Annotated in this window: 9 protein-coding genes and 5 tRNA genes; 1 reads left to right on the top strand and 13 read right to left on the bottom strand. The window is 41.5% G+C overall.

Going from position 1 to position 11,111, the window contains the following annotated elements:
- Nucleotides 1–89 precede the first annotated feature (89 nt).
- The 10 genes from rplK to B2400_RS17060 form a co-directional block, all read right to left on the bottom strand.
- Nucleotides 90–533, bottom strand: coding sequence for a 50S ribosomal protein L11 (gene rplK, locus B2400_RS17105; protein WP_149526995.1), 444 nt, complete (start codon nt 531–533; stop codon nt 90–92).
- 283 nt (nt 534–816) lie between these two features.
- Entirely contained in the window at nt 817–1,815 is a 999-nt protein-coding gene (locus tag B2400_RS17100; protein WP_293935248.1) for a glycoside hydrolase family 18 protein, read from the bottom strand.
- A 196-nt stretch (nt 1,816–2,011) separates the two neighbouring features.
- Complete coding sequence (gene nusG / locus B2400_RS17095; protein ID WP_149526997.1) at nt 2,012–2,557, bottom strand: transcription termination/antitermination protein NusG; 546 nt, start codon at nt 2,555–2,557, stop codon at nt 2,012–2,014.
- A gap of 20 nt (nt 2,558–2,577) precedes the next feature.
- The gene (gene secE / locus B2400_RS17090; protein WP_149526998.1) at nt 2,578–2,772 is read right to left on the bottom strand and encodes a preprotein translocase subunit SecE; all 195 of its coding nucleotides are present in this window, start codon (nt 2,770–2,772) and stop codon (nt 2,578–2,580) included.
- Between the two features lie 23 nt (nt 2,773–2,795).
- Nucleotides 2,796–2,866: transfer RNA gene (locus B2400_RS17085), tRNA-Trp, on the bottom strand.
- 245 nt (nt 2,867–3,111) lie between these two features.
- Complete coding sequence (gene tuf / locus B2400_RS17080; protein WP_149526999.1) at nt 3,112–4,299, bottom strand: elongation factor Tu; 1,188 nt, start codon at nt 4,297–4,299, stop codon at nt 3,112–3,114.
- Nucleotides 4,300–4,370: 71 nt separating this feature from the next.
- Nucleotides 4,371–4,442, bottom strand: a tRNA-Thr gene (locus tag B2400_RS17075).
- 88 nt (nt 4,443–4,530) lie between these two features.
- A tRNA-Gly gene (locus B2400_RS17070) sits at nt 4,531–4,603 on the bottom strand.
- A 61-nt stretch (nt 4,604–4,664) separates the two neighbouring features.
- A tRNA-Tyr gene (locus tag B2400_RS17065) sits at nt 4,665–4,745 on the bottom strand.
- Nucleotides 4,746–4,770: 25 nt separating this feature from the next.
- Nucleotides 4,771–4,843: transfer RNA gene (locus B2400_RS17060), tRNA-Thr, on the bottom strand.
- A 285-nt stretch (nt 4,844–5,128) separates the two neighbouring features.
- On the opposite strand from B2400_RS17060, the gene B2400_RS17055 reads away from it, so the two are divergent.
- The gene (locus B2400_RS17055; protein WP_293935245.1) at nt 5,129–6,298 is read left to right on the top strand and encodes a BamA/TamA family outer membrane protein; all 1,170 of its coding nucleotides are present in this window, start codon (nt 5,129–5,131) and stop codon (nt 6,296–6,298) included.
- A gap of 480 nt (nt 6,299–6,778) precedes the next feature.
- Here B2400_RS17055 and B2400_RS17050 read toward each other — a convergent pair whose 3' ends face one another.
- Genes B2400_RS17050 through B2400_RS17040 form a run of 3 tightly spaced genes read right to left on the bottom strand, consistent with a single transcriptional unit; the run spans nt 6,779 to nt 10,786 of the window.
- Nucleotides 6,779–8,098, bottom strand: a complete 1,320-nt coding sequence (locus B2400_RS17050; RefSeq protein WP_293935242.1) for a sensor histidine kinase — start codon at nt 8,096–8,098, stop codon at nt 6,779–6,781.
- Between the two features lie 2 nt (nt 8,099–8,100).
- Entirely contained in the window at nt 8,101–9,456 is a 1,356-nt protein-coding gene (locus B2400_RS17045) for a sigma-54-dependent transcriptional regulator (RefSeq protein ID WP_293935240.1), read from the bottom strand.
- A gap of 16 nt (nt 9,457–9,472) precedes the next feature.
- Entirely contained in the window at nt 9,473–10,786 is a 1,314-nt protein-coding gene (locus B2400_RS17040) for a TolC family protein (protein WP_293935237.1), read from the bottom strand.
- Nucleotides 10,787–11,111: the final 325 nt, after the last annotated feature.

Here is an 11,111-nt window from a genome sequence, read left to right as displayed (position 1 = left end):
AAGAGTACGCTTTACCAGCTTCAATTTTGGATAGTGCCGCTTTTTGATTTTTTGTTAATCTAGCCACTTTCTTAAACTGATTTCGTTAATTAATTTTTCCAAGGAGCATCACCGGATACAGTGATACCCATACTACGCGCAGTACCTGCTACCATTTTCATAGCAGATTCTACTGTAAATGCATTCAAATCTGGCATTTTATCTTCCGCGATAGTCTTTACTTGATCCCAAGTAATTGAAGCTACCTTCTTACGGTTTGGCTCTCCAGATCCGCTTTTTAGCTTAGCAGCATCTTTTAATTGAACTGCAACTGGAGGAGTTTTGATGATAAAATCAAAAGATTTGTCGGCATATACAGTGATAACAACAGGTAATACTTGACCTGGTTTATCTTGCGTACGAGCGTTAAATTGCTTACAGAAATCCATGATATTCACACCTTTAGCACCTAATGCAGGTCCTACTGGAGGAGATGGATTCGCAGCACCGCCCTTCACTTGTAATTTTACTAACGCACTGACTTCTTTTGCCATTTTGTTTTGTTATTTAATTTGTTAAATGTTTGTTAGTAAGTTGGAAGCAATAACGTAACATTTACTTTTTCTCGCCGCAACAAAACGGAGTTTTGCATACAAACGAGGTGCAAAGATATATATAAATCCCGAGAAACTGAAAGAATTTTTACTTTTTATCTGAATAAGTCCTTAGAAGTGAGTATTTAATAGTTAGTAGTTAGTAGTTAGACCTAGACTTGACTATTCTACGATTAAATAAAACAATGAATATCTCCCGATTTAATTCCTGGCAAATATAACATTAATTTAAAGATTCAAAAAGCGCCTTACTCATCGACAACTGCTCGTCATCACCATAAAACTCCCAATACATCGCTCCCAATAAACCTTGCGATTTAATATAGGCGGCTTTCAATTTCAAGGATTCCACGTTCTCAAATGTAAAAACCAAAGCACCATCCTCATTCAACAAATAAGGAACCTTCGCCACGTCATCCCATTTTTCCTCAAAACCCGATAACTTAGCATAGTCCTTAAACATGACATAATCCGGCGTTTCCTTTTTATCGCCTCGACCATAAAACGGAATACCCATGACCAATTTCTCTTTCTTCACTCCAGCATTCATGTGAGCTTCCATGGCTTCAACCAAGGTTACCCGGCCAGATCGCTCCGATCTGTACAAGCTATTATGTAGAAATGGCGGCAAAGTCACATCATACATCATCACATTCACAAAGTCAATGTAAGGATCGATCCCCTTAAAATCTATATACTTGGCATCAGCAATCGTAGCAAGTGTCAACAGTTTCTGTTTTCCTATCGTCTTTCTGATATCCCTCATAAGTTGTGTGAAATTACCGACATCATCCGGCGAAGAGGAAATTCCCGATTCGCTGCTGCTCGGATATTCCCAGTCCAAATCAATACCATCCAAGTCAAAAGCCTGTACGATACGTTGGCAGTCCTTGGCAAAAGCTTCCCTGTTTTCGGCCGTTGCGGCCATCTCGCTGAAGCGACCGCTCCCCCATCCGCCAATAGAAAGTAATACTTTCAAATGTGTACTCTTCTTCTTCATGGCGACAACCTCGCGCAAACGAGGTTCATTAGAAATTACGACCCCATTGAACGTCTTATTCACCTGACCAAACGCATAATTAATATGCGTGATCAAGTTCGGGTCCGGCAATGCCTTTGTCCCAGCGGTGACATATGAAATAATAAAAGGTTTCTGTTGTGCCTGCAACAACAAAGAAGCGCAGACAAAGAATGTGACTAGAATGGTGCGGTAAATTTGCATAATGGTTAGTTTGAAAATTATACAGTAAGATATGCAATAAATAATTCCCAGCAAATAACAGCAAGTAACGTTTTTGTTCAACACAAGATCAACAAATCTCCTCCTCTCCCCCGATATGCAACACAAAAAAGGCGCTGCAATTGCAACGCCTAAGGTCTTTATACTAAATACTAAGTACTAACTACTAGATACTAGATTATTCTTTTTCTACTTGCATGTAGTTCAATTCAAGAGGAGTCTTACGACCGAATACTTTAACCATTACAGTTAACTTCTTCTTATCTTCATGTACCTCTTCAATTTCACCTGTAAATCCGTTGAAAGGACCGTCACTTACTTTTACAGTTTCACCTACATAGTAAGGAACATTGATACTTTCACCTTGCTCAGCCATTTCATCAACCTTACCTAAGATACGGTTAACTTCTGACGGACGTAAAGGAATTGCATTTCCGGCTTTATCACCTAAGAAACCAATTACGCTATTTACATTTTTGATTGCGTGTTCAATCTCACCATCCAATGCTGCTTCGATCAAAACGTATCCAGGGTAATAGTTACGTTCTTTAGCCACCTTTTTACCATCACGCATCTGGTAGTATTTCTCCATAGGGATTAATACTTGCGTAACAAGGTGTTGAATGCCTAAGCGATTGATTTCTGCCTCAAGATATTGTTTTACTTTCTTCTCTTTCCCGCTTACAGCACGTACCACGTACCATTTTAAACTTTGATCTGCCATACTAATATTGGATTAGAAAATTAAGCTCCCGTACCGTACAACAACTCCATAACGTTACTTGAAGCCTTGTCCATAATTAGGATAACGATCGCAATAATTAAGGACGCAACAAGCACGACTACAGCGTGACTTTGCAATTGAGACCAAGTAGGCCAAGTCACTTTTTCAGTAATCTCTGTATAAGAGTCTTTAATAAAATCAAGCACTTTTGCCATTTATAATTTTTCTAAGTTAATTGCACGGGCACTAGGATTCGAACCCAGATCGAAGGTTTTGGAGACCTCTATTCTACCTTTGAACTATGCCCGTGTAGCTTTTTATTTAACGTTGCAAATATAGGTTTTCAACCCCATTACAACAAATATTATTTCAATTTATTATCAAAAAAAACAACCTTCTTTTGATACAAAGAACCAACCCGAATCTATTGAAATACAATAAAGAAAAAGTTCGTCCTCTGACCATCTAAAAATCAGATGGTTTTGAAAAAATAAGCTAACCGACTTGCATCGGTTAGCTTAATTTCTATGTTTTAGAGATAATCTCTTTCGAGATTACGCTAAGATTTCAGTTACCTGACCAGCACCTACTGTACGACCACCCTCACGGATAGCGAAACGTAGACCTTTTTCCATAGCGATAGCGTTGATCAACTTAACAGTGATTGTTACGTTATCACCTGGCATAACCATCTCAGTACCTGCTTCTAGAGTGATTTCTCCAGTTACGTCTGTTGTACGGAAATAGAATTGAGGACGGTATTTGTTGAAGAATGGAGTGTGACGACCACCTTCAGCTTTTGATAATACGTAAACCTCAGCTTTGAAATCTGTGTGAGGAGTTACTGAACCTGGTTTACAGATAACCATACCACGACGGATATCAGTTTTCTCAATACCACGTAACAATAAACCTACGTTATCACCAGCTTCACCGTAATCTAAGATTTTACGGAACATCTCAACACCTGTTACTGTAGATTTCAAGTTCTCAGCACCCATACCTAAGATCTCAACTGGATCACCAGAGTTGATTACACCTCTTTCGATACGACCAGTTGCAACTGTACCACGACCTGTGATCGAGAATACGTCTTCGATAGGCATTAAGAAAGGTAAGTCTGTCAAACGTGGAGGAATTGGAATGTAGTTATCTACAGCGTCCATTAGTTCCATGATTGAATCAACCCATTTCTCTTCACCGTTCAATGCACCTAATGCAGAACCTTTGATTACAGGAATATCATCACCTGGGAATTCGTAGAATGATAATAATTCACGAACTTCCATCTCAACTAAGTCTAATAACTCAGTGTCATCAACTAAGTCAACTTTGTTCAAGAATACTACTAACGCAGGAACACCTACCTGACGAGCTAAAAGGATGTGCTCGCGAGTTTGAGGCATAGGACCATCTGTAGCAGCAACAACGATGATAGCACCGTCCATTTGAGCAGCACCAGTTACCATGTTCTTAACGTAATCGGCGTGACCTGGACAGTCAACGTGTGCATAGTGACGGTTAGCTGTTTGGTATTCTACGTGTGAAGTGTTGATTGTGATACCACGCTCTTTTTCTTCAGGAGCTGAGTCAATTGAATCAAATGAACGAACTTCTGACAAACCTTTATCAGCTAATACTTTAGTGATAGCAGCTGTTGTAGTCGTTTTACCGTGGTCAACGTGACCAATAGTACCAATATTTAAGTGCGGTTTACTACGGTCAAATTTCTCTTTTGCCATGTTTATGCGAATTAGTAATTATAAAATATTTCTTTTAATTATGTTACAAAGTTAAAAAAACTTTTGTGTCGAGCCAAAGATGGGATTTGAACCCACGACCTCTTCCTTACCAAGGAAGTGCTCTACCCCTGAGCTACTTCGGCTTACAAAAACCTTATTTACAGCTATAAGCCTCTAGTCTTTACATAAAAATATCAAAGAAGACAGAGACTTGTTTTGTTTTATAAATTGAGCGGAAGACGAGGTTCGAACTCGCGACCTATAGCTTGGAAGGCTATCGCTCTACCAACTGAGCTACTTCCGCTTTTTTTTGTTTACGCTTTGAGAAAACTGCAAGCAGCTAAAGCGTAAACAAAGAGTGTGTGTGGAGGGAGAAGGATTCGAACCTTCGAAGCCGAAGCAACGGATTTACAGTCCGTCCCATTTGACCGCTCTGGAACCCCTCCAGACCTGTAACCGAAGTTACGTTTGAGCCTCCTATCGGAATCGAACCAATGACCTACTGATTACAAGTCAGTTGCTCTACCAGCTGAGCTAAGGAGGCGTATATAAATTTAATAAAACTTTCTTAAAGAACGGCTACCTCTAGATAGCGAGTGCAAAAATCTGATATTATTTTGACTTCTGCAAGTTTTATTTTCATTTTTTTTCACTTAAAGAACTCATCAAAACTTCGTTCGTTATTTCCCCGTTTTGATGATGCAAAGATAGCTACTGAAAGCACATTACAAAATATATTTATCCTTTTTTTTGCGCTTCAAAAACCATTTACCTGATACGCAAGTAAATAATTTTTATTTTCAATTCTATAGAACCCCTATATTTGCGCATGTTTAATACCAGATTATTCAAAATTCTACCTCTTGCAGCCTTAACATTAGGTTTGCATCTGAATGCAACAGCGCAGGAAACTAGCCCTGACAGTACAAACTTCATTAAAAAAATCATCAAAAAATTCGTCTCCTCCGAGAAAGATTCCACGCGATCGGCAAGCTTTATGGTGCTCCCGGCAGTAGGGTATGCTCAAGAAACAGGTTTCGAATACGGAATTGCAAGTACGTATAACTTCTATATCGATAAACAAGATCTAAATAGCCGAACGTCCAACCTAACCCTAATCGGTACCCTGACGACGAAAAAACAAAAAAACATTAAGCTAATTTCCGATATCTGGACCAAAGGAAATGAATACCACATCCTCTCCGAACTTCGCTATCGCGATTGGCCATTCAATTTCTATGGCATCGGCAATGATACTTGGAAGGCAGATGAGGATTACCTCGACCAAAAGCTATACCGCATCAAACTTGACGGCGAGAAACGCTTCGCTCCCAACTTCTACGCCGGATTAAATGTGAACTACGAGCATTTAAAATTCAAAGACATGGAAGCTGGCGGTATCTTCGAAGAGCCAACCGTTTACGGAAAATCTGGAGGACAATACCTCGCCATCGGCGCATCGGCATTATACGACAACAGAAATAATACCACTTATACTACGCGTGGTTTCTATGGCCGCGCCAAATACAGCTATGCTCCCAACTTCTTTGGCAAAGACAACTTCATCGGCTCACAAGTGGAGGTCGATGTTCGCGGTTTTTACCCAATCAACAAGACCCTGACAATCGCTGCCCAAGGATTGTTCCGCGGAACGTACGGTGATAATGTCCCATTCTACGTGCTACGTGATCTTGGAGGCGATATGACTATGCGCGGATATTACCTCGGCCGATACAAAGACAATAATTACGCGACAGCCCAGGCTGAACTACGCTATAGATTCCACCCTCGCGTCGGAATCAACGCATTCCTCGGAACCGGAAGCACATTCTCCAAGGAAAACGACATCCGCTTGCTCCCTAGCTACGGTGCAGGACTTCGCTACTTCTTTAGCTTAGAACATAATAGCAGCATCCGCTTCGACTACGCCTTCGGCGAACAACGCCCCGGCGAAAAAAGACAGTCAGGCTTTTATTTGAGTATAAGTGAAGCGTTTTAGGGAGATATTAGATTTTAGACATTAGACGTTAGACATTATAGCAGGGCGCTGATTAGGCGCCTTTTGCTTTTTGAGTTGTCTGAACCAGAAAAGGAAGGATTAAACGATTTGCAGGATCCTGACCATCCTTGTATCCTTCCTTTCCTGGTTCAGAAATCCTTTTTTCTTTCAACATGATCCTGACCATCTTTTCATCCTTCCTTTCCTGGTTCAGAAATCCTTTTTTCTTTCAACACGATCCTGACCATCTTTTCATCCTTCCTTTCCTGGTTCAGAAATCCTTTTTTTTCTTTCAACATGATCCTGAACATCCTTAAATCCTTTTTTTCCTGGTGCAAAACAAACTTCCCCCTTTCCCAAACAACTCAAACACAAAAAAGGCGCCTAATCAGCGCCCTGCTCTAATATCTAACGTCTAATTTCTAAAATCTAATTCCAGCCCTACTCTTATGTCTAAAATCTAATCTCTAACATCTACTCTCAAAACTGCAAAGTAAAAACACTCCCCTCGCCTTCTTGACTGTCGACTAAGAGGTTTCCGTTGTGCATCAGCATAATCTGCTTACTGAGGGTAAGTCCGACGCCCGTTCCGGTTTTTTTGGTGGTAAAGAATGGGGTAAAGATCTGCTCTTGGATTTCGGGCGACATGCCGACGCCGTTGTCTTGAATTTTGATCTGTATGCGGCCGTTACTTTCGATGCCTGTCAGGCTGATATAAGGGTCTTCCTGATCCTTGACGGCTTCAATGGCGTTAAGCAATAAATTGATTAGGACCTGCTCCACTAAGTTGATATCTGCCAAGAGTACCATCCGGGTATTTTTGATGATGATATCCACATCGATATTCTTTTGGAGGAGCGTTGGTTCGAGCAGTTGATAAATATTTTCGAAAAGCTGCACGAGCAGAATCTCCGCCACTCGTGGCTGATCGACCTTATTAATCAGGCGATAACTCTTCGCAAATTGCAACAGCCCTTCGCTTCGACGTTTAATGGTGAATATTCCCACTTTGAGGTCTTCAATATCCTGATCGCCTTCCCATTGTTCCAAGCGGCTATGCAGGGTTTCAGCCAAGGAGCTGATCGGACCAATGGAGTTCATGATTTCATGGGTCAGCACGCGGAGCAGCTTATGCCAAGCTTTTGTTTCCGTTTCATCGATTGCTTCGTTGATGTTTTGATAGACCACGATGCGAAACTGTCCGTCCTGCGTCTCAAACTCCGAGCATTGCAGGAGTACCTTGATCTTACCGGAGGCAGAATTGGTGGTCTCCATTTGCTGTTTCCCTACCTTCAGCTGCATGGTCTTCTCATACAGATCTGCATTTCTGCGCTGTAAGCCTGCAATATTCCCAAGATGAGGAACCTCAAAAAGCGATTTGAAGGCATCGTTTACCCAGATTACTTTACCGGTATCGGCATGGAAAAACAAGATGGCGGTATCCAGCATATTGATTACCTTATTGAGGTACTGATGCTGAAGGGCTTGATCGATGCTTATATTTTTATAAATTTCGTTGATCTGGTTGAAAGCCTGGTACAATTTACCCTCGGTCGACTGGTTATTCTTTACCACAAAACGGCGCGTGAAATCTCTATATTTTACGGCTTCGGAAAACTCTAGCATTTGTTTCACGAGAAACCGATGGCTGGCAACAAAGCGATAGGCTAGATAAAAAGTGATCAGAAATAACAAAAGCGCATAGCTGTAGTAGCCTAAGAAAATCAAGTAGGCGATTCCAACAGCAAGCGACAAGAGTGCCAGCACTTTAAAAAAATCAGCAATCGCTAATCTCGACATATTTACAAATTGTATTTTTCCAGGCGTCTATACAAGGCTGCTCGCGTCAGTCCTAATTCCTTCGCTGCCTTGCTGATGTTCCCATTATAGCGTTCAATTGCTGATTTAATCGCCTTACGTTCCATCTCTTCTAGGTTATGGGAAGAAAAGTCGGTACTTGAGCTTGTCGCTTCAGGAACAGACTCAATGGGAGAAAATAGGATGTCCTCGGCGCGCAAACTAGATTGATCAGACATGATAACCGCCCTTTCGATGCTGTATTGTAATTCGCGGACATTTCCCGGAAAATGATACTGCTTCAGCTTCTGTAGCGCGTCTGCTTCCAAACCGGCGATATTCTTATGATATTTCCTGTTATAGAAATCAAGGAAATGGTTAGCTAAAAGGGGGATGTCATCTGTTCGCTCACGCAATGCCGGTACCTGAATTTCCAGGGTGTTTATTCTGTAGATTAAGTCCTTTCGGAATCTCGACTCATCCGCCAATGCCTTCAATGGAACATTGGTTGCGGAAATTAAGCGTATATCCACTGCAACGGGCTGGCTAGAACCCAAAGGAACGACAGCGCGGTTTTGCAATACACTCAATAGCTTGGCCTGTTGTTGCAGATTGATATTCCCGACCTCATCCAGAAAAAGAGTACCACTGTCGGCATTCTCAAAACGGCCTTTTCGATCTTCCCGGGCGTCAGTAAATGCACCTTTCTTATAGCCGAATAGTTCACTCTCGAAAAGTGTTTCGGTCAGTGAACCTACATCGACTTTAATAAATGGATTTTTATTGCGCAAAGAGCGCTGATGAATAGCGTTTGCTATCAAATCTTTCCCTGTTCCGTTTTCTCCGAGAATAAGAATATTGGCTTCCGTAGGTGATACCTTGTCGAGTTTGTAAAACAGATCGTTCATAATTGCCGACTTGCCTACAATGCCCTGATCCGAAACCATTGGCTTCGACTTCACATTCGCCTGCGCCGGTTTATGCTCGTCCATCAACCCCTGCAGCGTACTCAGCAACTGTTCATTCTGCCAAGGCTTAACGATAAAGTCCGCTGCCCCTTGCTTCAAAGATTTAACGGCTAAATCAACCGCACCATAGGCCGTAATCATCACGACCTGAACGGCAGGAAAATTCTCCTTTACTTTCCCCAACCAGTATAAGCCCTCATTACCGGTGTTTATCGCACTCTTAAAGTTCATATCCAACAAGAGGATATCAACCGAATGCTTCTCTAGAATATTCAGTAATTTCTCTGGGTTATGTTCAACAATAACCTCTTTAACTTTAGGTCTTAACAGGATACGGGTGGCGGTTAATAAATCCTGATCATCATCTACAACAAGTACGGTTGCTTTCTTCATGCTAGGTCTAAGTTAATTATAAATTTAATGCCCCTGCATAGTAATCGTTAATATATTTTTGAAGCAACCACTCATATTGTTTGATTACCAATTGACTACGCGTATTGTCTAATTTGTTTTTCGCCGTCAAGTAAATGACCGAATTACTATTACCCGCTTCAAAATGTACATTGGCGATACGAAAAGCCTCTTGATAGCTCTGTTCCTGCTCCTTCAAGTTCTGTACATGCGTCTGTGCTGTTCGCAAGTCAAATACGGCTTTGGCCGTGTTCATACGGAGTTCGTTTTCACGAATACTTTTATTCAGCACTGCCTCGTTAAAATCAACCTGCGCCATACGCACATTCGTACGCGTCGCAAATCTATTGAATATGGGAATGGTCAAGCTTAATGAAAGGCTCTTTCGAAGATTATTCTTCATCTGGTTGAAAACCTCTCCCCCATCCTTGCTATAGTTGGAGCCTAAACCTGCGCCAAAGGATAAGGAAGGATAATATTCTGACTTCATCAATTTAATATGCTGCTCGATCTCCTTCATCCGCCAGTCCAATGCACGATACTCAGGTAGCACCGTCAATGAAGAACGAAAAAGATCATCAGCGCTATAAGCCGTGCTCGCTTGCTCTGTCTCCAATTTTTCTAATGCGGGTAGTTCTGCAATATTGATATTCAAAAACGTTGCTAGTGTCAGCTTCGCATCATTTAAAGATTGCTTCGTTTGTTCCAACAAATTCAGATCGCTATTATACTGTCCTTTGATATCGTAAAGATCGCCCGGAGCAACCGCACCTTCTCTATTCAGTACCTCATGTCTATGTAATTGCTCCTTTGTTACAGCGATCTGCCCCTCAATCTGGGTTAGCATATCCTGCGCTGTTAAGACTTTCAGGTATGCCTCAATGACATCCAGTTTCAACTCATTTCTAGCACCTTCAAATTCTAGCTTTCCGGCCTCCTTCGCATTCGCACGACGACGAATATTGTGTAAAATGGCAAAGCCGTTGAAGATCGGGACATTCGCATTGAGGTATTGATTGCCATAGCTGTTATAGCGGTCTACATACTGGTTGGTCGTCGGGTCAATACTTCGACCTTGACTAAGCTCATGTGCCAATCCGCCGCTCACCTGCGGCAACCGATCGTAGCGCGCCTGCTTATACTGAAGATCCGCCCGGTCTATATTAAGTTCCGAACGTAATAACGTCGGATTATTAGCTACCGCCTTACGAATGCAATCCGAAAGGGACAAGGTGCGAGTTTGCCCCTTAAGATTGCTAACTAAACAACAACAAATTGTTACGATATATAAATAGATGGTTAAGTATTTCATGTATGCAATTTCCTATGGCATTCCATAGCCTATGCCAATTATACTAACTATTGATTATCAGTGATTTAAAACACCGAAAAAGAAAGGGATGTTCGGAGACGAACAACAAAGTGTTCGGTAGTGGACAATTGGGATTAGACATTAGATATCAGATTTTAGATAATAGACCGCTGTCTTGAACCAGGAAAGGAAGGGAACATTAGTCTTGAACCAGGAAAGGAAGGATGCAAGGATGGGCAGGATATTTTGTCTTTGAACCAGGAAAGGAAGGATACAAGGATTAGCAGGATCAGTGGTCTGTTAAAGTTGGAGACGTTTAGTGAAA

The organism is Sphingobacterium sp. UBA6645 (assembly GCF_002455685.1).
GTDB classification, from domain to species: Bacteria; Bacteroidota; Bacteroidia; order Sphingobacteriales; family Sphingobacteriaceae; genus Sphingobacterium; species Sphingobacterium hotanense.
Note: the sequence above shows the minus strand (reverse complement) of the source record. Positions and strands in the feature narration are given on the sequence as shown.